The sequence below is a fragment of the Streptomyces sp. BHT-5-2 genome (assembly GCF_019774615.1).
Classification (GTDB): domain Bacteria; phylum Actinomycetota; class Actinomycetes; order Streptomycetales; family Streptomycetaceae; genus Streptomyces.
Genome location: NZ_CP081497.1, coordinates 1,751,489 through 1,777,887 on the forward strand (window position 1 = coordinate 1,751,489; position 26,399 = coordinate 1,777,887).

Annotated in this window: 19 protein-coding genes; 12 read left to right on the forward strand and 7 right to left on the reverse strand. The window is 70.3% G+C overall.

The features are described 5' to 3' along the window. Positions 1-7: 7 nt before the first annotated feature. Positions 8-514 (forward strand): hypothetical protein, encoded by a 507-nt coding sequence (locus K2224_RS41505; protein WP_313904822.1) that lies wholly within the window; start codon positions 8-10, stop codon positions 512-514. Positions 515-647: 133 nt separating this feature from the next. Continuing rightward, on the forward strand, positions 648-848 hold the full coding sequence (locus K2224_RS41510) for a hypothetical protein (RefSeq protein ID WP_313904823.1): 201 nt from the start codon (positions 648-650) through the stop codon (positions 846-848). 261 nt (positions 849-1,109) lie between these two features. On the opposite strand, the gene K2224_RS35505 is transcribed toward K2224_RS41510, so the two are convergent. Next, positions 1,110-1,553: a hypothetical protein gene (locus tag K2224_RS35505; protein WP_221911224.1), complete on the reverse strand. Its 444-nt coding sequence runs from the start codon at positions 1,551-1,553 to the stop codon at positions 1,110-1,112. Between the two features lie 278 nt (positions 1,554-1,831). Between K2224_RS35505 and acnA the strand changes: the two genes are divergently transcribed. Continuing rightward, the gene (gene acnA / locus K2224_RS35510; RefSeq protein ID WP_221911225.1) at positions 1,832-4,546 is read left to right on the forward strand and encodes an aconitate hydratase AcnA; all 2,715 of its coding nucleotides are present in this window, start codon (positions 1,832-1,834) and stop codon (positions 4,544-4,546) included. An 82-nt stretch (positions 4,547-4,628) separates the two neighbouring features. On the opposite strand, the gene K2224_RS35515 is transcribed toward acnA, so the two are convergent. The 3 genes from K2224_RS35515 to K2224_RS35525 all read right to left on the reverse strand — a co-directional run bounded on the left by K2224_RS35515 (position 4,629) and on the right by K2224_RS35525 (position 9,676). Continuing rightward, positions 4,629-4,937, reverse strand: coding sequence for a hypothetical protein (locus K2224_RS35515; protein WP_221911226.1), 309 nt, complete (start codon positions 4,935-4,937; stop codon positions 4,629-4,631). A gap of 232 nt (positions 4,938-5,169) precedes the next feature. Further along, positions 5,170-6,123, reverse strand: a complete 954-nt coding sequence (locus tag K2224_RS35520; protein WP_221911227.1) for a VCBS repeat-containing protein — start codon at positions 6,121-6,123, stop codon at positions 5,170-5,172. Positions 6,124-6,238: 115 nt separating this feature from the next. Further along, on the reverse strand, positions 6,239-9,676 hold the full coding sequence (locus K2224_RS35525; protein ID WP_221911228.1) for a GH92 family glycosyl hydrolase: 3,438 nt from the start codon (positions 9,674-9,676) through the stop codon (positions 6,239-6,241). A gap of 501 nt (positions 9,677-10,177) precedes the next feature. On the opposite strand from K2224_RS35525, the gene ngcE reads away from it, so the two are divergent. The 9 genes from ngcE (at position 10,178) to K2224_RS35570 (ending at position 22,465) form a co-directional block, all read left to right on the forward strand. Next, on the forward strand, positions 10,178-11,611 hold the full coding sequence (gene ngcE / locus K2224_RS35530; RefSeq protein ID WP_221911229.1) for an N-acetylglucosamine/diacetylchitobiose ABC transporter substrate-binding protein: 1,434 nt from the start codon (positions 10,178-10,180) through the stop codon (positions 11,609-11,611). Between the two features lie 62 nt (positions 11,612-11,673). Beyond that, a complete protein-coding gene (locus tag K2224_RS35535; protein ID WP_221911230.1) occupies positions 11,674-12,597 on the forward strand; it encodes a carbohydrate ABC transporter permease in 924 nt (307 codons plus the stop codon). A gap of 11 nt (positions 12,598-12,608) precedes the next feature. After that, a complete protein-coding gene (locus K2224_RS35540; RefSeq protein WP_221911231.1) occupies positions 12,609-13,484 on the forward strand; it encodes a carbohydrate ABC transporter permease in 876 nt (291 codons plus the stop codon). Positions 13,485-13,730: 246 nt separating this feature from the next. After that, on the forward strand, positions 13,731-14,930 hold the full coding sequence (locus K2224_RS35545) for an ROK family transcriptional regulator (RefSeq protein ID WP_221911232.1): 1,200 nt from the start codon (positions 13,731-13,733) through the stop codon (positions 14,928-14,930). Between the two features lie 205 nt (positions 14,931-15,135). Next, on the forward strand, positions 15,136-16,179 hold the full coding sequence (locus K2224_RS35550) for a substrate-binding domain-containing protein (protein WP_221912155.1): 1,044 nt from the start codon (positions 15,136-15,138) through the stop codon (positions 16,177-16,179). Between the two features lie 121 nt (positions 16,180-16,300). Then, entirely contained in the window at positions 16,301-17,104 is an 804-nt protein-coding gene (locus tag K2224_RS35555) for an ATP-binding cassette domain-containing protein (RefSeq protein ID WP_221912156.1), read from the forward strand. Next, positions 17,097-18,383 carry a sugar ABC transporter permease gene (locus K2224_RS35560; RefSeq protein WP_221911233.1) on the forward strand — a complete coding sequence of 429 codons (1,287 nt, stop codon included), beginning with the start codon at positions 17,097-17,099 and terminating at the stop codon, positions 18,381-18,383. The genes K2224_RS35555 and K2224_RS35560 overlap by 8 nt, the downstream gene beginning before the upstream one ends. Positions 18,384-18,769: 386 nt before the next feature. Beyond that, the gene (dxs, locus tag K2224_RS35565; RefSeq protein ID WP_221911234.1) at positions 18,770-20,683 is read left to right on the forward strand and encodes a 1-deoxy-D-xylulose-5-phosphate synthase; all 1,914 of its coding nucleotides are present in this window, start codon (positions 18,770-18,772) and stop codon (positions 20,681-20,683) included. 201 nt (positions 20,684-20,884) lie between these two features. Next, positions 20,885-22,465, forward strand: a complete 1,581-nt coding sequence (locus tag K2224_RS35570; protein ID WP_260693669.1) for an amino acid permease — start codon at positions 20,885-20,887, stop codon at positions 22,463-22,465. Positions 22,466-22,504: 39 nt separating this feature from the next. Here the strand turns inward: K2224_RS35570 and K2224_RS35575 are convergent, their stop codons facing one another. The 3 genes from K2224_RS35575 to K2224_RS35585 form a co-directional block, all read right to left on the reverse strand. Then, positions 22,505-22,903, reverse strand: coding sequence for an NTP pyrophosphohydrolase (locus tag K2224_RS35575; RefSeq protein WP_221911235.1), 399 nt, complete (start codon positions 22,901-22,903; stop codon positions 22,505-22,507). A 125-nt stretch (positions 22,904-23,028) separates the two neighbouring features. Then, the gene (locus tag K2224_RS35580) at positions 23,029-25,158 is read right to left on the reverse strand and encodes a 3-hydroxyacyl-CoA dehydrogenase NAD-binding domain-containing protein (protein ID WP_221911236.1); all 2,130 of its coding nucleotides are present in this window, start codon (positions 25,156-25,158) and stop codon (positions 23,029-23,031) included. Further along, positions 25,155-26,375 carry an acetyl-CoA C-acyltransferase gene (locus K2224_RS35585; RefSeq protein WP_221911237.1) on the reverse strand — a complete coding sequence of 407 codons (1,221 nt, stop codon included), beginning with the start codon at positions 26,373-26,375 and terminating at the stop codon, positions 25,155-25,157. The genes K2224_RS35580 and K2224_RS35585 overlap by 4 nt, the downstream gene beginning before the upstream one ends. Positions 26,376-26,399: the final 24 nt, after the last annotated feature.

The following is a 26,399-nucleotide window of genomic DNA, read 5'->3' on the forward strand; positions in this document are numbered from 1 at the left end:
GGCGCGGATGGGGCACGGGAGCGGGGACGGGGGTTCGGGCGGGCCGCTGCGGTGGCCGGGGCGGGAGGCGGCGCTGCGGACACCGATCGGCGGGCACCGGCCGGAGCCGCCGCCGGCCACCGCCGCCCGGCTCGGCGCCTTCCTGACGGGCCTTCGGGAGCGGGTGCCGCTGCGGGCGCTCTGGGCGCACGGCTCGCTGGCCGGCGGCGACCATCAGGAGGGCCGCGGCGACCCCGACCTGGTCGCGGTCCTCGACCGCCCCGCCGCCGCGGAGGAGGAGCGCGGCCTGACGGAGCTCCACCGGCGGCTCGCCGCCACCGGTGGTCCGCCGGCCCGGGCGCTGCACTGCGGCTACCCGGACGCCACCGCGCCGGACGACCCCGAGCACCCCCATCTCGCCTGGGCGCACGGGGAGTTGACGCACCGCCCGCTCACCCCGTCACCCGCCGCGAACCCCACACCTTCGGCCTGGTCCTGTACGGCGACGGCCCCGCCGCGCTCGTGCCCCCGGTGACCGACGCCCGGCTGACCGCCTTCGCCCTCGCCGACCTGCGCGGATTCTGGCGGCCCGCGCTGGCCCGCCCCGAGTACTGGCTGCGGGACGTCTGGGTGGACCCCTCGGGCTGCTGACCCTGGCCCGGGCCACGGTGCCCCTGCGGGACGGCACCCTCGTCAGCAAGCGCCGGGCCTTGGCCGTCCTGCCCGGCACCCCGCCGCCGTCGCCGGACCGCACGGCCGGGGCGCCGGAGGCCCACCGCGCGGACTGGCCGCTCCGGCGCGCCGAGCTGCCCCGCGCCTTCCTCGGCCCGGCGATCGACCGGACGCTTGCCGCGTACGGGAGCGACTGAGCCCGGACGCCTCCCGGGCCGGGCGGCCGGGACGCAGCGCAGTGGCCGTCCCGTCTCACGGAACCTTGACCGATCTCACTGAACTTTGATGGGGTCCGCAGCTGGTCAGGGAGGTCTGGGCGCCGAGGTACCGCATCGGCAGGCAGTGGTAAGGGTGGTAAGGACGGCGTGCTGATCATGGATGTCATCGTGGAGCGGGGGCTTGCCGGCCACAGCGCCGCCGTCTCGAACACGGTGGAAGCGCTCGCCGGTGGCGGCAACTCAGGCTGGGCCTGGGGGCGGGAGCTCGTCGGCGAAGGGGGCGACCGGGCTCGGCCAGGTGAAGGTGAAGCGGTGGGAGGGCCTTTCGTACGTGACCGAGGCACCGCAGGGGGCGAGCCCGAAGCGACGGTGGATCCAGCCGTCGAGGGCGAGGGCACCGACCTCTGCGCGGTAGTCGGCGCCGGGGTACGTGAACGCCTCGACGTCGAGGACCAGAGCCTGGCCGTCGACCAGCTGCTTGGCGTGCAGGGAAGCCCCGAAGGCAAGCCAGGCCGCCTCCAGCCAGTACGGGGTTCGGTCCGCGGGCAGCCGCAGGTAAAGGGAGCGGTAGATGAGGAGGGCGGGTGGGGGTGGAGGTACGTCCGTCCGGTATGCGTCGGCGCACAGGTTGGCGGCCAGGCCCACGCCGGCGTGGAGGTAGCGGTAGCGGAAGGTCTCGTACATGTCACACATCCTTCGCTACGGACCCGCTTCGGAATTCGGCGCCGCCAACCAACTGCGGACCCGATCAAAGTTCAGTGAGACGGGACAGTGGCCGTCGGGGCATGACCCGGCAGCAGCGATGTATTAGAGTTATCTCGACATCGAGATATCTGCCGGAAGGCGTACCGCTGCCGTAACTAGTTAGGCGCACCTAACTTAGGTTCACCTTAGCGGATCGGCGAGGAACCTGTGACGGCAGGATTGCGGTGGTACGCGCGAAATCATTGAAGGAGACTGTCGTGTCGGCGAACAGCTTCGACGCCCGTAGCACGCTGCAGGTGGGCGACGAGTCGTACGAGATCTTCAGGCTGGACAAGGTGGAGGGCTCGGCCCGTCTGCCCTACAGCCTCAAGGTGCTGCTGGAGAATCTGCTCCGCACCGAGGACGGCGCGAACATCACCGCCGACCACATCCGTGCCCTCGGCAACTGGGACTCCCAGGCGCAGCCCTCGCAGGAGATCCAGTTCACGCCGGCCCGCGTGATCATGCAGGACTTCACCGGCGTCCCGTGCGTCGTGGACCTGGCGACCATGCGCGAGGCCGTGAAGGAGCTGGGCGGCGACCCGGCGAAGATCAACCCGCTGGCGCCGGCCGAGCTGGTCATCGACCACTCCGTCATCGCCGACAAGTTCGGCACCAAGGACGCGTTCGGCCAGAACGTGGAGCTGGAGTACGGTCGCAACCGCGAGCGCTACCAGTTCCTGCGCTGGGGCCAGACCGCCTTCGACGAGTTCAAGGTCGTCCCGCCGGGCACCGGCATCGTCCACCAGGTCAACATCGAGCACCTGGCCCGCACGGTCATGGTCCGCAACGGCCAGGCCTACCCCGACACCCTCGTCGGCACCGACTCGCACACCACCATGGTCAACGGCCTGGGCGTGCTGGGCTGGGGCGTCGGCGGCATCGAGGCCGAGGCCGCGATGCTCGGCCAGCCGGTCTCCATGCTCATCCCGCGCGTCGTCGGCTTCAAGCTGACCGGTGAGCTCAAGCCGGGCACCACCGCCACCGACCTCGTGCTGACCATCACCGAGATGCTGCGCAAGCACGGTGTCGTCGGCAAGTTCGTCGAGTTCTACGGCGAGGGCGTCGCCGCCACCTCGCTCGCCAACCGCGCCACCATCGGCAACATGTCGCCGGAGTTCGGCTCCACCGCCGCGATCTTCCCGATCGACGACGAGACGCTGAACTACCTGAAGCTGACCGGCCGCAGCGAGCAGCAGGTCGCGCTGGTCGAGGCGTACGCCAAGCAGCAGGGCCTCTGGCTGGACCCGGCCGCCGAGCCGGACTTCTCCGAGAAGCTGGAGCTGGACCTCTCCACCGTCGTCCCGTCCATCGCCGGCCCGAAGCGCCCGCAGGACCGCATCGTCCTCGCCAACGCCGCCGAGCAGTTCAAGCTGGACGTCCGCAACTACGTGGACAGCGTGGACGAGGCCGGCGTGGAGTCCTTCCCGGCCTCCGACGCCCCGGCCGTCCACAACGGCGTGCCGTCCAACCCGGTCACCGTGACCGCCCCCGACGGCTCGACCTACGAGCTGGACCACGGCGCCGTCACCGTCGCCGCGATCACCTCCTGCACCAACACCTCGAACCCGTACGTCATGGTCGCCGCCGCCCTGGTGGCCAAGAAGGCGGTCGAGAAGGGACTGACCCGCAAGCCGTGGGTCAAGACCACGCTCGCCCCGGGCTCCAAGGTCGTCACCGACTACTTCGACAAGGCGGGCCTGACCCCCTACCTCGACAAGGTCGGCTTCAACCTCGTCGGCTACGGCTGCACCACCTGCATCGGCAACTCCGGCCCGCTGCCGGAGGAGGTCTCCAAGGCCGTCAACGACCACGACCTCGCCGTCACCTCGGTGCTCTCCGGCAACCGCAACTTCGAGGGCCGGATCAACCCCGACGTCAAGATGAACTACCTGGCGTCCCCGCCGCTGGTCGTCGCCTACGCGATCGCCGGCTCCATGAAGGTGGACATCACCACCGAGGCCCTGGGCATCGACCAGGACGGCAACCCGGTCTTCCTCAAGGACATCTGGCCGACCGAGGCCGAGGTCAACGACGTGGTCGCGAACGCGATCGGCGAGGACATGTTCAACAAGTCCTACGCCGACGTCTTCGCGGGCGACGCCCAGTGGCAGGCGCTGCCGATCCCGACCGGCAACACCTTCGAGTGGGACGCCGAGTCCACCTACGTCCGCAAGCCCCCGTACTTCGAGGGCATGCAGATGGAGCCGGAGCCGGTCCAGGACATCGCCGGTGCCCGCGTGCTGGCCAAGCTGGGCGACTCGGTCACCACCGACCACATCTCCCCGGCCGGCGCGATCAAGGCCGACACCCCGGCCGGCAAGTACCTCACGGAGCACGGCGTCGAGCGCCGCGACTTCAACAGCTACGGCTCCCGCCGCGGCAACCACGAGGTCATGATCCGCGGCACGTTCGCCAACATCCGCCTGCGCAACCAGATCGCGCCGGGCACCGAGGGCGGCTACACCCGCGACTTCACCCAGGCGGACGCGCCGGTGTCGTTCATCTACGACGCCTCGCGCAACTACATCGAGCAGGGCATCCCGCTGGTCGTCCTGGCCGGCAAGGAGTACGGCTCCGGCTCGTCCCGCGACTGGGCGGCCAAGGGCACCGCGCTGCTGGGCGTCAAGGCCGTCATCGCCGAGTCCTACGAGCGCATCCACCGCTCCAACCTCATCGGCATGGGCGTCCTGCCGCTGCAGTTCCCGGAGGGTGCCAGCGCCGAGGCCCTCGGCCTGACCGGCGAGGAGACCTTCTCCTTCACCGGCGTCGAGGAGCTCAACAACGGCACCACCCCGCGCACGGTGAAGGTCACCACCGACACCGGTGTCGAGTTCGACGCGGTGGTCCGCATCGACACCCCCGGTGAGGCGGACTACTACCGCAACGGCGGCATCATGCAGTACGTGCTCCGGAGCCTGATCCGCAAGTAACCGGCAGGCGTCACGGACGACATGCCACGAGGGCCGCACTCCCCGGAAGGGGGGTGCGGCCCTCGCGCCGTGCGGCGAACGGCTAGGACAACAGCTTGGTGTAGATGTTCCAGCCGGTGCCGATCCGGACGCCGTCCGGGGCGGCGGCGTTGCCGAAGTACAGGTCGCCGCCGGGGGGCCAGAGCCAGACCCCGTCGGCGATGCCGTCGCCGTCGTTGTCCACCGCCTGCTGTTCGGCGCGGACGCCGCCGTCGTCGTCGACCTTCTGGCGGGCGGTGAACTTGCCGGAGCCGTCGACGTCGTGGACGTAGGTGGCACCGGAGGACTCCACCCCGAAGAGGGTGAAGACCGGGTTGGCCGCGTCCGGCGGTCGAGCCGGCGCCGGTGGCACCGTTGCTGATCGCCTTCGGGGCCTGGGCGGGTGCCTGGTAGTTCTCCGTGGAGGGGATCGAAGGAGGTCCGGCACGACGACGGCGCGCCCCCGATGGGAGCGCGCCGAAGCCGTCCGGAGCTCAGCACCCCGTCACGGGTTCTTCATCTGTCGACTGCCTTGGCGACACCGCGAACGGCTCTCCGTCCGCCGGTACAACCTTTTCCGCGCAGACGATTGGGAGGAGCGTGGCTCAGAACATCAGGCGGTAGGCGTTGTAACCCCAGCCGATCTTGACGGGCTTGGCGTACGGGGCGCGGGCGTTGCCGGTGCCCTTGTAGAGGTACAGGTCGCCGTTGGTGGCGCGGGCGAGCAGGTCGGCGTAGCCGTCCCGGTTCACATCGCCGGTGGAGAACAGGTAGTTGTACGTGTTCCAGCCGGCGCCGATCTTCTTGCGCGGCTTGAACGGGGCCTTGTAGCTGCCCGTGCCCTCGTAGAGCCACAGCACGCCGGAGGCGTCGCGGGCGACGATGTCGGGCTTGCCGTCACCGGTCAGATCGCCCTGGCCGGCTATCTGGGTGTACGCACCCCAGCCGGCGCCGATCTTGATGCGCGGGTCCACCTTGCCGTCGGGGTGGGCGAGGTAGACGTACATCACGCCCGACTTGTCGACGGCCATGATGTCGGATTCCTTGGCGCCGCCGAGGTTGCCGGGGGACAGGACCTTGTCGTAGATGTTCCAGCCGCCGCCGATCCTGCGGGCGTCCGAGGCGAAGTCGGTGTAGCCCAGTTCACCGTCGAAGGTCCAGAAGTACATTCCCTCCTCGTAGCCGTCCTTGTTGTGGTCGACCCGCTGGGCGGCCTTGAAGGCGTCCCAGTCGGCCCCCCTGAACATGCGCTCGTCGAAGCCGCTGCCGTTCGAATCCTGCATGTACAGGAAACCGTCGCGCTCCACGCCCGTGAGGGGGAAGAACGGGGCGTTCACTTCGCCCGGGGCGGAGTACATGCGGCTCTTGGGAGCCTTCGGCGCCTCGGGGGCGGTCGACTTCAGCTTGCCGAAGTCGGCGTTCTTCAGGGACGCCGGAAGGGGCGCCGGACTGTCGGCGACGGCGGTTCCCGCGGTGGTGCCCAGCAGGGTCGCTGCGAGCGCTGCGGTCGCGAGCCGGGTGAGCGCGCGGCCACGCTTACGGCGGGGAAGGAAACCCACGTAAATCTCCACTTGTTTGGACATGTGTGACGTCATGTTCCATGACAGGGCATGACGCTGTATTTGCCCAATCTTTGCACAGGATGTTTGTCTGTCAAAGGGGATATTGCACCCCTCAGGGCTTCACCGCCCCAACCAATCCCTGCTGCCCCAGCAGTTCGGTCTCGGACAGGGTGGTTGGTTCGGGAAAGGTGAGGCGGTAGTGGCGGTGGGTGCTGGGGGTGGGGAGGGTGAAGGGGCGGGTTTGGTGGGCCCAGGGGAAGCGTTGGTTGCTTCTGTGGTCCAGCGTGGTCCAGTGGGTGCCGTCGTCGGAGGCTTCCAGGGTCCATGCCCGTGGTGCGTCCGCGGCGGTGGCGGAGGTGAGGGTGTAGGAGGAGACGGTGGCGCCGGCGGGGACGGTGAAGGTGGCGCGGGTGACCGTGGCGGACGTGGCGGAGGTGTTGTCGGTGAGCGGGCCGCCGTCGGGGATCGTCAGGTCGGAGGGCGGGGCGGGCACCGTGTCGCCCTTGGTGAGCGAGGTGGGTCCGGCGTCCGGGCCGGTGGCCCAGCGGGAGGGGCGCGGGCCCATGGCGAAGTCCAGGGTGCCGCCGCGGGCGAGCAGGGAGTGCGGCAGGGCGGTGGAGTTCCAGGGTCTGCCGTTGACCCGGAGGCTCTGGACGTAGACGTTCCGGGCGCTGTTGCGGGGCGCGTCGACGACCAGGTCGCGGCCGTTCTCCAGATGGATCGTGGCCTTGGTGAACAGCGGTGAGCCCACCGCGTACTCGCCCTGGCCCATCACCAGCGGATGGAAGCCCAGCGCGCCGAAGACGTACCACGCGGACATCTCGCCGTTGTCCTCGTCGCCGGGGTAGCCCTGGCCGATCTCGCTGCCGAGGTAGAGCCGGGAGAGCACCTCGCGGACCTTGGCCTGGGTCTTGTACGGCTGTCCGGCCGCGTCGTAGAGGTAGGCGATGTGGTGCGAGGGCTGGTTGCTGTGCCCGTACATCCCCATCCGGACGTCGCGGGCCTCGGTCATCTCGTGGATGACGTCGCCGTAGGACCCGGCGAACCGCTTCGCGGCGGTCTCCGGCGTGCCGAAGTAGGCGTCCAGCTTCTTCGCCAGGCCGGCCCGGCCGCCGTAGAGGTCGGCCAGCCCGCGGGTGTCCTGCGGGGCGGCGAAGGCGAAGGTCCAGGCGTTGGTCTCGGTGTAGTCGTTGCCCCAGACCCGGGGGTCGAAGCGGTCCGGCGGCAGTCGCCAGCCGCCCCGGGCGTCCCGGCCCTGGAAGAAGCCGACGCGGTCGTCGAAGAGCCGCACGTAGTTCCGGGCCCGGCCCAGGAAGTACGCCGACTCCTCCTTGTAGCGGGGGTTGTGGGTCCTGGCGTACAGGGCCTGTCCCATCCGCGCGATGCCGAAGTCGTTGAGGTAGCCCTCCAGCGCCCAGGACGCACCCTCGCGGGTGTCGGTGCTGGTGTAGCCGAGGAACGGCGCGGTGGTCATGCCCTTGCGGCCGACGCCGGCGGCGGGCGGGGCGACGGTGGCGTTCTTCACGGCCGCGTCGTAGGCCGCGGCGGCGTCGAACCGTACGCCCTTGACGTAGGCGTCGGCGAACGCGACGTCGGAGCTGGTCCCGGTCATCAGGTCCGCGTAACCGGGCGAGGACCAGCGGGAGATCCAGCCGCCGTCCTTGTACTGCTGGACGAACCCGTCGGCCATCCGGCCGGCCCGGCCGGGGGTGAGCAGCGTGTAGGCGGGCCAGGTGGTGCGATAGGTGTCCCAGAAGCCGTTGTTGACGTACACCGCACCGTCGACGATCTCGGCGCCGGTGTGCGTGGGGGTGTCCGGACCGGCCGGCGGGGAGAAGGGGCTGGCGTAACGGAGCCGCGAACCGACCTGCTCCGAACCGGAGTTGGGGTAGAGGTAGAGCCGGTAGAGACTGGAGTACAGGGTGGTCAGCTGGTCCCGGGTGGCGCCCTGCACCTCGACGCGGCCCAGCAGGGCGTCCCACTGGGCGCGGGCGCGGTCCCGGACGGTGGCGAAGGAGGTGCCGTCGGGGATCTCCCGGGCGAGGTTGGCCTTCGCCTGGTCGACGCCGATCAGCGAGGTGGCCAGCCGCAGCGTCACGGTGCGGTCCGCGCCCGGCCGCAGCTTCAGATAGCCGGTGACGTCCTTGCCCCCTCCTCCCGCCAACCGCCCGCTCGCGGTGACCGGCGCGTCCACCACGCCGTAGACGAACAGCCGGGTGGCGCCGGCCGACAGGCCGCTGCGCACGTCGGAGTAGCCGGAGACGACGCCGTGTGCGGCGTCCAGGGACAGGCCGCCCTTGTCGCTGACGTTGTCGAAGACCAGGTCGGCGTCGGCGCCGGGGAAGGTGAACCGCATCATCGCCGCGTGGTCGGTCGGTGCGATCTCGGTCCGCAGGCCGTTGTCGAAGGTCACCGCGTAGCGGTACGGCCGGGCGGACTCGTGCTCGTGGTGGAAGGGCAGCGCGCGGCCGGTGCGCGAGGCGTCCGGGGTGCCGGCCGCAGTGGACGGCATCACCTGGAAGGTCTGCCGGTCGCCCATCCAGGGACTCGGCTCGTGACTGGCGCCGAACGCCTGGAGGGTGGGGAGGTTGTCGGCGTTGTTCCGCCGCGCGTACTCGTAGAGCCAGTCGGTGGAGCCGGCGTTGGTCACCGGCGTCCAGAAGGTGAAGCCGTTGGGCACCGCGGTCGCGGGGAAGGTGTTGCCGCGCGAGAAGTCACCGCTGGAGAGGGTGCCGCGGGTGGTGACCGCGTAGTCGGAGAGGTGGGCGGCCGGCTTCTCCGGGGCCTTGGGGCCGATCGCGAGGTCGTCGAGCCAGCCGCGGAAGGCGGGCGCGGTGCGCGGGGCCCGCGGCGCGTCGTAGGCGAGCAGGATGCGCGCGACGGTCTTCCCGGCGGCGACCGCGCCGATCCGGGACTCCCGGTGGTTCCACTGGTTGACGTAGAGCGTCTTGGCGGCGGCCTGGCCCTGCGGGGTCAGCGGCGCGCCGTACTGGTCGGTCGCGGCCAACTCGCTCAGGTAGGTGCCGTCGGTGAAGGCCAGGTCGACCGCGACATGGGTGGCGGGGTAGTCGAGGTCGGTCTTCGCCATCTCCGGGAAGAGCATGTAGGAGAGCGTGGTGGCGGGGGTGACGGGGAGGTGCACCGCGAACAGCTTGTTGTACGAGTAGGCCCGGCCCGCGGCGGTGTGGGTGCCGGCGTAGCGCAGCGCGTGGCCGCCGGTGAATCCGGCGTGCGGCTTGGCGGTGGGGGAGTCGGCGGGGCCGGTGCCGGGCGCGGTGTTCATCCCGGGCGCGCCGGGTGCGGTCTCCGGGGCGACGCCGGAGGTCCTCGGGCGGCCGTCCGGGCCGGTCTCGACGGTGTCGGTCCAGTCCGGCGCCGGCTGGCCCGGTTCGAAGGAGGAGCGGAACTCCGTTGCGCTGTGCGGTGACCGGGGCGCGGCGTGGGCGGCGCCGGTCGCGGTAGGGGCGGTGACGACGAGCAGGGCGGCCGCCGCGAGGACGGCGGGGCGGGCGAGCGCCCGCAGGGGACTGTGCCGGTGTCTGTGCCGCACGCGAGCCCTCTCAACGAGATTGACATCGTTGTCAGTTGCGTAGTGCAGAGACAAGTAAGGTGCGCGCGGGGGCGGGTGTCAAGGGTGTGTGGGGCGGGCATCGACCGTGTCGCGACCGCCGGCGCCGCCGGGGCGTCCGGCACCGCCCCGGCGGGCCGCCCACCCTCCGCCGGAACCCCTTGCGGGGATGCCCGGGGCACATACCGGGGAGGTCTCAACTAGGGAAAGACTCCCGACCAACCCGGTGTCCGATCTTGCCGGTTCGGCCGGAAGTGGACTATACCTATCGGCGTCCGAAACCGGCCGTACACCAGATCCAGGGCCGGAATCCGGGGGGAAAGCGGGGCGGACGAATTCCTCGCGCGTCCCCGGGGCCTGATCCGCCGGACAAGCCCTGGCTCGCCCGGTGCACATCCCGTACCACTCAGCTTCACCTGACCTGCGGTGCCGGGGTGGCTCCGGTACACCGCCGTAAGTCCTGAAGAAGGCGAGGACTTGAGCATGGGATCCACCTCAGAAGTAGGCCGCCGCGATCTGGTCAAGCGGGCCGCGGCCCTGGGAATTCTCGCGGTACCGGCGATGGGTGCCCTCACCTCCTGCGCCACCGGGGGCGGCGGCGGCTCGGACGACGGCATCAAGAACAAGGGCGCGACCTCCGCGAAGAATCCGCTCGGCGTGAAGAACGGGGCGCCGCTGGAGACCTTCATCTTCAAGGGCGGTCTGGGCGACCAGTACGCCAAGGACGCCGAGGCCGACTACGGCAAGACCTACGGCGTCACCGTCAAGCACACCGGCACCCAGCAGATCGGCCCCAAACTCCAGCCGCGCTTCGCCGGTGGCAATCCGCCCGACCTCATCGACAACTCCGGCGCCGACCACCTGGATATGAACAAGCTGTCCGCACAGGGGCAGTTGCAGGATCTCACCGCGCTCCTCGACGCCCCGTCGCTGGACGACCCGAAGAAGAAGGTCCGGGACACGCTCTATCCGAGCACCATCGAAAAGGGCAGGCACAAGGACGCCTTCGATGTCTTCTACTACGCCTTCACGGTGTACGGAACCTGGTATTCCAGCAAGCTCCTGAAGGACAAGGGCTGGGCGTACCCCACCTCGTTCGACGAGATGACCAGCCTCTGCGCCGAGATCAAGAAGGCCGGGATCGCCCCCTGGACGTATCCGGGGAAGTACCCGTACTACGTCCACTTCAATGTGTTCGCGCAGATCGCCAAGATCGGCGGTCTGGACAAGTGGATCGCCATCGACAACCTCGAACCCCACGCCTGGACCTCCAACGACGCGGTCAAGCAGGTCATCGGGCACTACGAGGAACTGGCCGCCAAGGGCTACTTCCTCCAGGGCAGTCAGGGTCTGACGCACATTCAGGCGCAGACCGCCTGGACCCGCGGCAAGGCCGCCTTCATCCCCAACGGCTCTTGGGTGGAGAACGAGGCCGCGCCCACCACCCCCGCCGACTTCGGCATGGCCGTCGGGCCGCTCTTCGACGGTGGCAGCGGCGACCGGATGCCGCACGGCACCCTGCGCGCCGAGCCCAGTGAGCCGTTCATCGTCGCCAAGGGCGGAAAGAACCCCGTCGGCGGCATGGAACTGCTGCGCATCCTGCTTTCCAGGAAGCACGCCCAGAATTTCGCCACCAAGGTCAAGTCGCTGACGAGCGTCCAGGGCGCGACCGACGGAATGCAGCTCTCGCCCGGTCTGGCGTCCGCGGCGAAGGCCGTCAAGGAGGGCGGAAAGAACCTCCTGATGATCCAGCTTCAGGAGTGGTATCCGAAGCTGACCGACGAAAAGCTCGGCGGCCTCACCAGCCAGCTGCTCACCGGCGAACTCAAGGCCGCCGAATGGATCAGGAAGGCCCAGCAGTACGCCGACGAGGTCGCCAAGGACAGCTCCGTCGCCAAGTTCCACCGCGCTTCCTGACCGGTCCGCCGACCGGGGTTCCGTCCACGTACCACCGCTGACGAGGGAGGGCCGGGAAGCACATGCGACACGGCAAGTACCGATTCATCGCGGGGTTCCTGGCCCTGCCGCTGCTGATCTACGGCATCTTCGTGCTCTCGCCGTTCGTCCAGGCGTTCCAGATCTCCACCACGGAATGGAGCGGACTGCGCGGCACCGCCAAGAGCGTCGGCCTGGCCAACTACGGAAAACTGCTGCACAGCGACGAATTCTGGAACGCGCTCAAACACAACGTCGTCATGCTGGTGCTGGTGCCGATCGCCACCCTGGCGCTGGGGCTGTTCTTCGCGTTCATGCTGAACGTGGGTGGCCGGGCCCGCCGGGGCGCGGTCATCACCGGCGTCCGCGGCGCGAAGTTCTACAAATTCGTCTACTTCTTCCCGCAGGTCATCTCGATCACCATCATCTCGGTGATCTGGTTCAACATCTACAATCCCGATCCGCACGACGGCATGCTCAACTCGCTGCTGGGCGCGGTCGGTCTGGATTCGCTCCAGAGCGCCTGGCTGGGGGAGGGCCGCCTGGCACTGGCCTGCATCATGGTCGTGATGGTGTGGGCCAACGTCGGCTTCTACGTCGTGCTGTTCTCCGCCGCCATGGCCTCCATTCCGCGGGACATCTACGAGGCCGCGCTGCTGGACGGCGCCGGCCGCTCGCACACCTTCTTCCGGATCACCCTGCCGCTGCTGTGGGACACCGTGCAGACGGGCTGGGTCTACATGGGCATCATCGCGATGGACGCGTTCGCGCTGGTGCAGATCATGTCGGTCAACATGGGCGGCCCGGACGGCGCGACCGACGTCGTCCCGCTCCGCCTCTACCAAACCGCCTTCCGCGACAGTCAGTTCGGCTACGCGGCGGCGATGGGCGTCGCCATGCTCGTCGTCACGCTGCTGTTCGCCGTCCTCACGATGCGCTTCGCGCGCCGTGAGCGGATCGAGTACTAGGGGCAGGGCGCATGACGAGACGAACCACCACGGCACGGCCGCGCCGGAACTCCGAGGGCGGCACGCTCAACGTCTTCTCGCACGGCATCCTCTTCGTGTGGGGCCTGATGGTGGGCCTGCCGCTGCTGTGGGTGCTGTGGAGCTCCTTCAAGAGCAGCGGCGACATCCTCACCACGCCGTGGTCCCTGCCGGGCCGGCTCCACTTCGAGAACTGGGTCAACGCCTGGGAGAAGGCCGACATCGGCCGGATGTTCCTCAACACCCTGATCGTGGTGGGCGGTTCGCTCACCGGGACGATGGTGCTGGGCTCCATGGCGGGCTACGTCCTGGCCCGCTTCACCTTCCCCGGCAACCGCCTCATCTACTACCTCTTCGTCGCCGGCATGTCCTTCCCGGTCTTCATGCTGGTGATCCCGCTCTTCTTCGTGCTGCGGGACTTCCCCGGCGTCCCGCTGCTGGCGACGTACCAGGGCCTGATCCTCGTCTACATCGCCTACTCGCTGCCGTTCACCGTCTTCTTCATGACGGCGTTCTTCCGCACCCTGCCGACCTCGGTGGCGGAGGCGGCGATGATCGACGGCGCCTCGCACGCCCGGACGTTCTTCCAGGTCATGCTGCCGATGGCCAAACCCGGCCTGATCAGCGTCGGCATCTTCAACTTCCTGGGGCAGTGGAACCAGTACCTGCTGCCGATGGTCCTCAACCAGGACGAGAGCAAGTACGTGCTCACCCAGGGCCTGGCCAACCTCGCGCTCCAGCAGGGCTACCAGGGCGACTGGGGCGGGCTGATGGCCGGCATGATGATCGCGATGCTGCCGGTCCTGGTGGTGTACGTCGTCTTCCAGCGGCAGGTGCAGGCCGGGCTGACGGCCGGCGCGCTGAAGTAGCGCCGGTCGCCTCGTCGGGGCGGTTCCGTACGGCAGCACCGGAACCGCCCTTTCCGCATGCCCTGCCGCACCGTTGCCGTCCGCCTCCGCTCGGTGTCCGCCCGGGCTCAACGCCTTGACGAGACTTCCCCGCTGGAGTTCTGCTTAGAGTTCACATGTTGAATTCGGTTGCCGTCCCCCGACGACGTGGGTGCGGCCGGCGGGCAGTCGTCGCACTGTCCGCCAGAGGCGGGAGTGGATGAGTCGATGGAGACTCCGGGGTCGCAGTCCTCGCTGCACCGGGCCAATCTGGAGCGGGTCGTCCGGGCGGTGCGCATGGCGGGCTCGCTCACCCAGGCGGAGATCGCCCGGAGCACGGGGCTGTCCGCGGCCACCGTCTCCAACATCGTTCGCGAGTTGAAGGACGGCGGCACCGTCCAGGTGACGCCCACCTCCGCGGGCGGCCGCCGGGCGCGCAGCGTCTCGCTCTCCGGCGACGCCGGCATCGTGGTGGGCATCGACTTCGGCCACTCACATCTGCGGGTGGCGGTCGGCAACCTCGCGCACGAGGTGCTCGCCGAGGAGGCCGAGCCGATCGACGTGGACGCCTCGGCGGCCGAGGGCCTCTCCCGGGCCGAGCAGCTGGTCGGCCGGCTGATCGAGCGGACCGGGGTCAGCCCCGGCAAGATCATCGGCGTCGGGCTGGGCGTCCCCGGCCCCATCGACGTCGAGTCCGGCACCCTCGGTTCGACCGCGATCCTGCCGGGCTGGGCCGGCACCAAGCCCGGCGAGGAGCTGTCCGGGCGGCTCGGTGTCCCGGTCTACGTCGACAACGACGCCAACCTCGGCGCGCTCGGCGAACTGGTGTGGGGCGGCGGCCGCGGCGCGGCGGACCTGGCGTACATCAAGGTGGCCAGCGGCGTCGGCGCCGGACTGGTGATCAGCGGCCAGATCTACCGCGGCCCGGGCGGCACGGCCGGCGAGATCGGGCACATCACCCTGGACGAGTCCGGCCCGGTCTGCCGCTGCGGCAACCGCGGCTGCCTGGAGACCTTCACCGCCGCCCGCTACGTCCTCCCGCTGCTCCAGCCCGGCCACGGCCCCGACCTGACCATGGCCCGGGTCGTCGAGCTGGCCCGCGAGGGCGACCCCGGATGCCGCCGGGTGATCGCGGACGTGGGCCGCCACATCGGCAGCGGCGTGGCGAATCTGTGCAATCTGCTCAACCCCAGCCGGGTGGTGCTCGGCGGCGATCTCGCCGAGGCCGGCGAACTGGTCCTCGGCCCGATCCGGGAGTCGGTGTCGCGGTACGCGATCCCCAGCGCCGCACGGCAGTTGGGCATCGTGCCGGGCACTCTCGGCGGCCGCGCCGAGGTGCTGGGCGCACTGGCCCTGGTCCTGAGCGAGATGGGCGATTCGACCCTGCTCGACGGCGCCCGCGAGGCCGACGCACCCGCGCCCGTATGACCTCGTGAAAGCGCTTTAAGTTCACTCCCCTAACGCATGGCACCGTTGTCATCTCGTTAAGGATTTACTCCTTGACGGTCGGCTGGCGGCCGAGTTGACTTCCAGCCACCTCGGCCGCAACGACGCGGCCACGTCAGGGAGGCACCCCATGAAGTGCACGCACGTGTGGACGCGCCGCGTCGTCATAGCCACCGCCGCCGTCTCGATGGCGCTCTCCGTCGCCGCCTGCGGCAAGGCCGGCGACGGCGGCAAGGGCGGCGGGGACGGCAAGACCATCGGTCTGCTCCTGCCGGAGAACAAGACGACCCGCTACGAGACCTTCGACCGCCCGCTGATCACCAAGAAGATCCAGGCGCTGTGCCCGGACTGCAAGGTCAAGTACAACAACGCCGACCAGGACACCCAGGAGCAGAAGAAGCAGTTCGACGCGCTGATCACCCAGGGCGTCAAGGTGATCGTGCTGGACCCGGTCGACTACAAGGCCACCAGATCCTGGGTGAACCAGGCCGCCAAGCAGGGCGTCGAGGTCGTCGCCTACGACCGCCTGGCCGAGGGGAAGATCTCCGCCTACGTCTCCTACGACAACGAGAAGATCGGCCGCCTCCAGGGCGAGGCGCTGGTCAAGGCGATGGGGGCCGGCGCCAAGGACGACGACGTCGTCATGATCAACGGTTCGCCGACCGACCCCAACGCGCCGTTCTTCAAGAAGGGCGCCCACAGTGTCCTCGACAAGCAGGTCAAGAAGGTCGTCTACGAGCAGGACATCCCCGACTGGTCGTCGGACGAGGCCAACAAGAAGATGAACGCGGCCATCGACGCCCTCGGCAAGGACGGCATCCAGGGCGTCTACTCCGCCAACGACGGCATGGCCGGCGGCATCATCACCGCCCTCAAGCAGCGCGGCATGAACGTCCCCGTCGGCGGCCAGGACTCCGAACTCGCGGGCCTGCAGCGGGTCCTCAAGGGCGACCAGGCGTTCACCATCTACAAGCAGATCCAGCCGCAGGCCGACACCACCGCCGAGATCGCGGTCCGGCTGCTCAAGGGCGAGAAGATCGACTCCCTGGCGCCCACCAAGGTCGACAGCCTCAGCGGCGAGGTCAAGGGCATCCCTGCCAAGCTCTACGACGCCCAGGTCGTGACCAAGGACAACATCGCGGACACGATCATCAAGGACAAGGTCTACCAGGCGAGCCAGATCTGCACCGCCGACGTCAAGGCGGCCTGCGCGGCGGCGGGCATCAAGTAGCGCGGGCGGCCGGCCCGCCCGGCCCGCTCCCGCCACCCCGGCCCGGCAGCCGGCCGGCGCCGGGGTCCGCCCCCTTCGCACTCGCACCACCACTCCCGCCGCAGCGACGGCGGTGAAGGAGCTGATTCACGTGTCCGCTACGCCCGTGCTGGCGTTGCGCGGCGTCTCCAAGCGGTTCGGCGCCGTCCAGGCGCTCACCGACGTCACACTGGAGATCCGCGCCGGTGAGGTGGTCGCCCTGGTCGGCGACAACGGCGCCGGAAAGTCCACCCTCGTCAAGACCATCTCGGGCGTCCACCCGGTCGACGACGGTGTCATCGAATGGGAGGGCGCGCCGGTCCGCATCGCCAGGCCGCACGACGCCCAGGAACTCGGTGTCGCCACCGTCTACCAGGACCTCGCCCTCTGCGACAACCTCGACGTCGTCGCCAACCTCTACCTCGGCAGCGAGCTCGCCACCTCCGGTGTCCTCGACGAGATCGCCATGGAGAAGCGGGCCAAGGAACTCCTGGACACCCTGTCCATCCGGATCCCCAGCGTCCGGATCCCGGTCGCCGCGCTCTCCGGCGGCCAGCGGCAGGTCGTCGCCATCGCCCGCGCACTGATCGGCGAGCCCAGGGTCGTCATCCTGGACGAGCCGACCGCCGCGCTGGGCGTCGAGCAGACCGCACAGGTCCTCGACCTCGTCGAGCGGCTCCGCGAGCGCGCCCTCGGCGTCATCCTGATCAGCCACAACATGGCCGACGTGCTGGCCGTCGCGGACCGGGTCGCGGTGCTGCGGCTGGGCCGCAACAACGGTGTCTTCGACGTCGCGGACACCTCCCACGAAGAGATCATCGCCGCCATCACCGGTGCCGACGACAACGCGGTCACCCGCCGTACGGCCCGCACCACCCAGCTGAAGAAGGAGGCGGGCGATGAGTGAGCAGCAGACCGAGCAGCAGACCGCCGAGGCCACGCCGGGGACACCGCAGCCGACCGCCGTCGACCCCCGGCTGCTGGTCAGGGAGAAAGGTTTCGCCGGCTACTTCGGGGAGTTCGTGCGCCGGATCCGCGGCGGTGAGCTGGGATCCCTGCCGGTCGTCGTCGGCCTGATCGTCATCGCCGTCGTCTTCCAGTGCGAGAACAGCAGCTTCCTGTCCGCGGGCAGCCTCGCCAACATCGGCGTCTACACCTCCGGCCTGGGCATCATGGCCGTCGGCATCGTCTTCGTCCTGCTGCTCGGCGAGATCGACCTCTCCGTCGGGTCGGTCGCCGGCGTGGGCGCGGCGGTCTGGGCGGTGCTGAGCGTCACCCACGGCGTCAACGACTGGCTCGCGGTCCTGATCGCGATCGCCGCCGGGGCCGTCATCGGTGTCCTGCACGGCTTCTTCTTCGCCAAGGTCGGGGTGCCCGCGTTCGTCGTCACCCTGGCCGGGTTCCTCGGCTGGAGCGGTCTGCAGATCTGGATGATGGGCAAGGAAGGCTCCATCAACACGCCCAGCGGCAGCCTGGTCGAGGACCTCACCGGCTACTACTTCGACGACAAGGCCGCCGCCTACGGCCTGGCGCTGGTAGCGGTCCTCGCGTACGCCGGCTCGCTGCTGCTGGACACCCGGCGCCGCCGGTCCGCGGGCCTGCCGTTCCGGCCGCTCGGCGAGGTGCTGTTGCGCACCGGTGTGGTGGCGGTGATCGCCTTCGCCGTCGCCTACGTCCTCAACGAGCCGTCCGGCGCCCGCGGCCTGCCGCTGGCCCTGGTGCTCTTCCTCGCCGTCCTGGTCGTCGCGGACTTCGTGGTGCGCCGCACCCGCTACGGCCGGCAGATCTTCGCGGTCGGCGGCAACGCCGAGGCGGCCCGCCGGGCCGGCATCAACGTCAACCGGGTCCGGATCACCGTCTTCGCGATCTCCGGGATGCTGGCCGCCTTCGGCGGTCTCTTCATCGCCAGCCTCTCCGGCGGCGCCACCAAGAACCTCGGCGCGGGCAACACGCTGATGAACGTCATCGCCGCGGCGGTCATCGGCGGCACCAGCCTCTTCGGCGGCCGCGGCAAGATCTGGTCCGCACTGCTGGGCATGCTGGTCATCCAGTCGATCCAGCAGGGCCTGAACCTGCTCGGCATGGCCAGCGAGATCCAGTACATGATCACCGGCGCGGTGCTGCTGGCCGCCGTGGTGATCGACTCGGTGTCGCGGCGGACCCAGAAGACCGCGGGGCGCACGTGACCGCGGGTGGTCGGGTGTCTGCGGCAGCGCCTCTGGCGCACGTGACCGCGGGTGGTCGGGTGTCTGCGGCAGCGCCTCGGGGTGTGACGGCGGCCACGCCGGACCCCGGGGCCACATCGGGCCGCACCCTCTCCAGGTGCCCGTGAGCCGCGAAATGTCGTAGGACTGCAACAGTCTCCGTATCACGGTGCAAACCGGCCCCCACCGGACGTCTTCCGGTGGGGGCCGGACCGTGCCCCAGGTGCCGCCACGACCGCCCGCAACGGCGTTCGAGGGGGCCTTCACCCGAGTGACATGCATCGCGAGGCCCGGCCGCGCCGGCGGCGGGCGCGACATTAGACTCATCTGATCGGCAAGCTCGACCTACGGCAGCAAGGAGGCATGGGGTGGCATTGCTGACCCGTATCAAGGGGCCGCGCGACCTGGACCGGCTTACCCCGGAGCAGCTCACACAGCTGGCGGGGGAGATCCGTGGTTTCCTCGTCGACGCGGTCTCCAAGACCGGCGGACACCTCGGCCCGAACCTCGGCGTGGTCGAACTGACCATCGCCCTGCACCGCGTCTTCCATTCCCCCAAGGACAAGGTCCTGTGGGACACCGGACACCAGTCCTACGTCCACAAGCTGCTGACCGGCCGCCAGGACTTCTCCGCGCTCAAGGCCAAGGGCGGCCTCTCCGGCTACCCCTCCCGCGCCGAGTCCGCGCACGACGTCATCGAGAACAGCCACGCCTCCACCGTCCTGGGCTGGGCCGAGGGCATCGCCAAGGCCAACGAGGTCCGCGGCCGGGACGACCGCGTGGTGGCCGTCATCGGTGACGGCGCCCTCACCGGCGGCATGGCCTGGGAGGCGCTCAACAACATCGCCGCCGCCAAGGACCGCCCGCTGGTCATCGTCGTCAACGACAACGAGCGCTCCTACGCGCCGACCATCGGCGGTCTGGCCAACCACCTCGCCACCCTGCGCACCACCGACGGTTACGAGCGCTTCCTGGCCCGCGGCAAGGACATCCTGGAGCGCACCCCGGTCGTCGGCAAGCCGCTCTACGAGACCCTGCACGGCGCCAAGAAGGGCCTGAAGGACTTCATCGCGCCGCAGGGCATGTTCGAGGACCTGGGCCTGAAGTACGTCGGCCCGATCGACGGCCACGACATCGAGGCGCTGGAGTCCGCGCTGGCCCGCGCCAAGCGCTTCGGCGGCCCGGTCATCGTCCACTGCCTCACCGAGAAGGGCCGCGGCTACCAGCCCGCCCTCCAGGACGAGGCCGACCGCTTCCACGCCGTCGGCAAGATCCACCCCGACACCGGCCTGCCGATCTCCTCCGGCGGCAAGGACTGGACCGGCGTCTTCGGCGACGAGATGGTCGCGCTGGGCCGGGAGCGCCCGGACATCGTCGCCATCACGGCGGCCATGCTCCAGCCGGTCGGCCTGGAGAAGTTCGCCAAGGCGTTCCCGGACCGGGTCTACGACGTCGGCATCGCCGAGCAGCACGCCGCGGTCTCCGCCGCCGGCATGGCCACCGCCGGACTCCACCCGGTCTTCGCGGTCTACGCCACCTTCCTCAACCGCGCCTTCGACCAGGTCCTGATGGACGTCGCGCTGCACAGGTGCGGCGTCACCTTCGTCCTGGACCGGGCCGGCGTCACCGGCACCGACGGCGCCTCGCACAACGGCATGTGGGACATGTCGATCCTCCAGGTCGTCCCCGGCCTGCGGCTCGCCGCGCCGCGCGACGCCGAGCAGGTGCGCGCCCAGCTGCGGGAGGCCGTCGAGGTCGACGACGCGCCGACCGTGGTGCGCTACTCCAAGGGCGCGGTGGGCCCGGCGGTCGAGGCGGTCGGCCGGGTCGGCGGCATGGACGTGCTGCGCGCCGCCGGCACCGACGTGCGGCCCGACGTCCTGCTGGTGTCGGTCGGCGCGCTCGCCCCGATGTGCCTGGAGGTCGCCGACCTCCTCGACAAGCAGGGCATCTCCACCACGGTCGTCGACCCCCGCTGGGTCAAGCCGGTCGACGAGGCGCTGCCGGGCCTGGCCGCCGAGCACCGGGTCGTGGTCACCGTCGAGGACAACATCCGTACCGGCGGCGTCGGTTCGGCCGTCGCCCAGGCGCTCCGGGACGCCGGTGTGGACGTCCCGCTGCGCGACTTCGGCATCCCCGAGCGGTTCCTGGACCACGCCTCCCGCAAGGAGGTCATGGCCGAGATCGGGCTGACCGCGCCGGACATCGCCCGCCAGGTGACCGGCCTGGTCGCCAAGATGGACAACCGCGCCCCCGAGCCCGCCGAGGTGGCCGGCGACTGACCGCGGCCCGCACCGCCCGCCCGATGGGCCGGCCGGACGTCCCCACGGACGTCCGGCCGGCCCATCGGCGTCCGGGGCGATGCCCCACCCATCGGGTGAATCCCCGCCCCCCGAGGGCCCGCCGACGGCGCCCCCTTCCCGACATTGCGGAGACTCGGTCAGTTCAGCGCAGTCGCGAGGTCGTCAGGCGGAGGTTCGCCCATGAGCACACAGCACGGACCACAGGGACACGGGCCGCAGGGGAACGGGCCGGGACACGGGCCCGGGGAGGGGACGCGCCGCGACCGGGGCGTCCTGCGGACGAAGAGCATCGAGCAGTCCATCCGGGACACCGAGGAACCGGAGCACGCCCTCAAGAAGTCCCTCTCGGCGCTGGACCTGACCGTCTTCGGCGTCGGTGTGGTGATCGGCACCGGCATCTTCGTGCTCACCGGGAAGATCGCCAAGGAGCAGGCGGGACCCGCCGTCGCGATCTCCTTCGTCGTCGCCGGTGTGGTCTGCGCGCTGGCGGCGCTGTGCTACGCGGAGTTCGCCTCCACCGTGCCGGTCGCCGGCTCCGCCTACACCTTCTCGTACGCCTCGCTGGGCGAGCTGCCCGCCTGGATCATCGGCTGGGACCTCATCCTGGAGCTGGCCCTGGGGTGCGCGGTGGTCTCCGTCGGCTGGTCCGGCTATGTCCGCTCGCTGCTGGACACCGGGGGGCTGCGCCTGCCGGCGGCGCTGTCCGGCAGCCACGAGGGGCGGTTCGGGTTCGACCTGCTCGCCTGCGTCCTGGTCCTGGTCCTCACCGCCGTCCTGGTGCTCGGCATGAAGCTCTCCTCCCGGGTGACGACGGTGGTCGTGGGCGTCAAGGTCGCGGTCGTGCTGCTGGTCGTCATCGCCGGCGCGTTCTTCGTCTCCGGCGCCAACTACGACCCGTTCATCCCGCCCACCCGGCCCAGTGCGGCCGGCGGTGGGCTGGCCGCGCCGCTCTCCCAGCTGATGTTCGGCTTCGCCCCGTCCAACTTCGGCGTGATGGGCATCTTCGCGGCCGCCGCGGTGGTCTTCTTCGCCTTCATCGGCTTCGACATCGTGGCCACCGCGGCCGAGGAGACCCGTGTCCCGCAGCGCGACGTGCCGCGCGGCATCCTCGGCTCGCTGGCCATCTGCACCCTGCTCTACGTCGCCGTGTCGGTGGTCGTCACCGGCATGGAGAAATACAGCATGCTCTCCGTCGACGCCCCGCTGGCCGACGCCTTCAAGCACGTCGGGTACCCCTTCTACGCGGGCCTGATCAGCTTCGGCGCGGCGGTCGGCCTGACCTCGGTGTGCATGATCCTGCTGCTCGGCCAGAGCCGGGTGTTCTTCGCGATGAGCCGGGACGGGCTGCTGCCGCAGGTCTTCTCCCGTGTGCACCCCAAGTTCGGCACCCCGCACCGCTCGACCGTCGTGCTGGGCGTCGTCGTCGCGGTGGTCTCCGGCTTCACCTCCATCGACGTGCTGGCCGAACTCGTCAACATCGGCACGCTCTTCGCCTTCGTCGTGGTGGCCGTCGGCGTCGTCCTGCTCCGCCGCTCCCGCCCCGACCTGCCGCGCGCCTTCCGCACCCCGTTCGTCCCGTACGTCCCGCTGCTGTCGGTGCTGGCGTCGCTCTGGCTGATGCTCAACCTGCCCGCCGAGACCTGGATCCGCTTCGCGATCTGGATGGCGCTCGGCGTCGTCCTCTACTTCGTCTACGGCCGTTCGCACAGCCGCCTGGGCCTCCGGCAGCGGCAGCGGGCCGCGGCCGGGGCCCGGCCGTAGGCCGGACGGCCGCGCGGCGGCACGCGCCGCTCTCGCGGGCTACGACGCCCCGCCGCGCCCCGTTCCACCCCACACCGCCCGGGGTCCCGTCACGCGGGCGCCCAGCGCCTGTACGCGCTCCCGCAGCCCGCGGTCCGCGGTGACCACCAGGCAGTCCCGCCCGGCGCCCTCGTGGGCCACCAGCTCCACGATCGCGTCGTCGCCGCTGCCGTACGCCGACACCACCCGCACGCCCGGTACGGACGTCACCCCGCGCGCCGCGCCCTCCACCACCAGCACCAGCTCCAACGGCGGTTCGACCAGCCCCGGCAGCCCGGAGTCGGCACGACCGGGCAGCGCGTCCCGCAGCCGCTCGGCCGCCCCGCGCCGGTCCCGCCACCAGCCGTCCGGCACCGAGCCGACGACGTTCGCGGCATCGACGATGACCAAGGAATCCATGCCGCCAGCCTGCCACGGGCGGCACCGCCGGCGGACGCGTCCGCCCACGCGAAAGACGCGCGGACCGGCTCCACCGAGCCGGTCCGCGCGTCGACGCCCGCGGTGCGGAGGTCCGTTGCGCCCCCTTACGCGGGAACGCTCGCGATCCCCCGCGCCAGGAACTTCTTGCCGGTCACCCGCTCGGAGACGCCCTCGCGGTCCAGGTACGGCGTGATGCCGCCCAGGTGGAAGGGCCAGCCGGCGCCGGTGATCAGGCACAGGTCGATGTCCTGCGCCTCGGCGACCACGCCCTCGTCCAGCATCAGGCCGATCTCCTGCGCCACGGCGTCCAGCACCCGGTCGCGCACCTGCTCCTCGGTCAGCACGGAGTCGCCCTGCTTCAGGAGCGCGGCGACCTCCGGGTCCAGCTCCGGCGCGCCGGAGTCGTAGACGTAGAAGCCGCGCTTGCCGGCCTCGACGACCGCCTTGAGGTTGGGGGAGACCGTGAAGCGCTCCGGGAAGGCGCCGTGCAGCGTCTCGGAGACGTGCAGGCCGATCGCCGGGCCGACCAGCTCCAGCAGGACCAGCGGCGACATCGGCAGGCCGAGCGGCTCGACCGCCTTCTCGGCGACGGCGACCGGGGTGCCCTCGTCGATGACGTTCTGGATCTCGCCCATGAAGCGGGTCAGGATGCGGTTGACGACGAACGCCGGGGCGTCCTTCACCAGCACGGCCGTCTTCTTCAGCGACTTGGCGACCGCGAAGGCGGTGGCCAGCGACGCGTCGTCAGTCTTCTCGGCCCGGACGATCTCCAGCAGCGGCAGGATCGCGACCGGGTTGAAGAAGTGGAAGCCCACGACCCGCTCGGGGTGCTTGAGCTTCGACGCCATCTCCGTGACCGAGAGGGACGAGGTGTTGGTGGCGAGCACGGCGTGCTCCGGCACCACGGCCTCGACCTCGGCGAACACCTGCTGCTTGACGCCCATCTCCTCGAAGACGGCCTCGATGACGAAGTCCGCGTCGCCGAAGGCGGCGGCCTTGTCGAGATGGCCGGAGACCAGGCCCTTGAGGCGGTTCGCCTTGTCCTGGTTGACCCGGCCCTTGAGCAGCAGCTTGTCGATCTCGCCGTGGACGTACGCCACGCCCTTGTCGATGCGGGCCTGGTCGATGTCGGTGAGGACGACCGGGACCTCCAGGCGGCGGGCGAACAGCAGCGCCAGCTGGGAGGCCATCAGACCGGCGCCGACCACGCCCACCTTGGTGACGGGGCGGGCCAGCGACTTGTCCGGCGCGCCGGCCGGGCGCTTGGCGCGCTTCTGCACCAGGTTGAACGCGTAGATGCCGGAGCGCAGTTCGCCGCCCATGATGAGGTCGGCCAGCGCCTGGTCCTCGGCGTCGAAGCCCTGCCGCAGGTCGCCGTTCTTGGCGGCCGCGATGATGTCCAGCGCGCGGTAGGCGGCCGGGGCCGCGCCGTGCACCTTGCCGTCCGCGATCGCCCTGCCGCGCTGCACGGCGGTGTCCCACGCCTCGCCGCGGTCGACCTCGGGCCGGCTGACCTCGGTCCCACCCGTCAGCACCGACGCGGTCCAGTCCAGCGACCGCTCCAGGAAGTCCGCGCCCTCGAAGAGCGCGTCCGCGATGCCGAGCTCGAAGACCTGCTTGCCCTTGAGCTGCTTGTTCTGGTTGAGCGAGTTCTCGATGATCACCGAGATCGCCTTGTCCGCGCCGATGAGGTTCGGCAGCAGCGTGCAGCCGCCCCAGCCGGGGACCAGACCGAGGAAGACCTCGGGCAGAGAGAAGGCCGGCAGCGCCTTGGAGACGGTGCGGTAGGTGCAGTGCAGACCGACCTCGACACCGCCGCCCATCGCCGCGCCGTTGTAGTACGCGAAGGTCGGCACGGCCAGCGTCGCCAGCCGCTTGAAGACGTCGTGGCCGCCCTTGCCGATGGCCAGCGCGTCCTCGTGGCGCTTGAGCAGTTCGACGCCCTTGAGGTCGGCGCCCACGGCGAAGATGAACGGCTTGCCGGTGATGCCGACGCCGACGATCGCGCCGTCCGCGGCCTCCTTCTCGACCTGGTCGAGGGCGACGTTGAGGTTCGCCAGCGACTGCGGGCCGAAGGTGGTCGGCTTGGTGTGGTCCAGGCCGTTGTCCAGCGTGATGAGCGCGAACCGGCCCGCGCCCTTGGGGAGGTCGAGATGGCGCACGTGCGCCTGCGTCACGACCTCGTCCGGGAACAGCTCGGCCGCACCCTTCAACAGCTCAGCGGTGGTGGTCACTTGCCTGCCCCCTTGTGGTGCGGGTTCTCCCAGATAACGGTGCCGCCCATGCCGAAGCCGACGCACATGGTGGTGATGCCGTAGCGGACCTCCGGCTGCTCCTCGAACTGCCGCGCCAGCTGCGTCATCAGACGCACACCGGACGACGCCAGCGGGTGGCCGAAGGCGATCGCGCCGCCGTACTGGTTGACGCGCGGGTCGTCGTCGGCGATGCCGTAGTGGTCGAGCAGCGAGAGCACCTGGACGGCGAACGCCTCGTTGATCTCGAACAGGCCGATGTCGTCGATCGTCAGACCGGCCTTGGCCAGCGCCTTCTGGGTCGCCGGAACCGGGCCGATACCCATGACCTCGGGCTCCACACCCGCGAAGGCGTAGTCGACGAGGCGCATCTTGACCGGCAGCCCCAGCTCGCGCGCCACGTCCTCGGCGGCGATCAGCGAGGCGGTGGCGCCGTCGTTGAGGCCGGCGGCGTTGCCCGCGGTCACCCGGCCGTGCGGGCGGAACGGGGTCTTCAGGCCGGCCAGGTTCTCCAGCGTGGTGCCCGGGCGCATCGGCTCGTCGGCGGTGGCCAGGCCCCAACCGGTCTCGCCGGCCTCGGCGTTGGTGCGGCGCACCGAGATCGGCACCAGGTCCTGCTGGATCTTGCCGTTGGCGTACGCCTTCGCGGCCTTCTCCTGGCTGCGCACCGCGTACTCGTCGGCGCGCTGCTTGGTGATGTGCGGCAGCCGGTCGTGGAGGTTCTCCGCGGTCATGCCCATGAAGAGCGCGGACTGGTCGACCAGCTTCTCCGACACGAAGCGCGGGTTGGGGTCCACGCCCTCGCCCATCGGGTGCCGGCCCATGTGCTCGACACCGCCGGCCACCGCGAGGTCGTACGCGCCGAAGGCCACCCCGCCGGCGACGCTGGTCACCGCGGTCATCGCACCGGCGCACATCCGGTCCACGGAGAAGCCGGGCACGGACTGCGGCAGCCCTGCCAGGATGGCGGCGGTACGGCCCAGGGTCAGGCCCTGGTCGCCGATCTGGGTGGTGGCGGCGAGGGCGACCTCGTCGATACGGGCCGGGTCCAGATCCGGGTTGCGGCGCAGCAGCTCCCGGATGCACTTGACGACCAGGTCGTCGGCGCGGGTCTCGTGGTAAATGCCCTTCGGGCCCGCCTTGCCGAACGGGGTGCGGACGCCGTCGACGAAGACGACGTCCCTAGCGGTACGAGGCACGTTGGCTCTCCTCCAGGTGCGGGA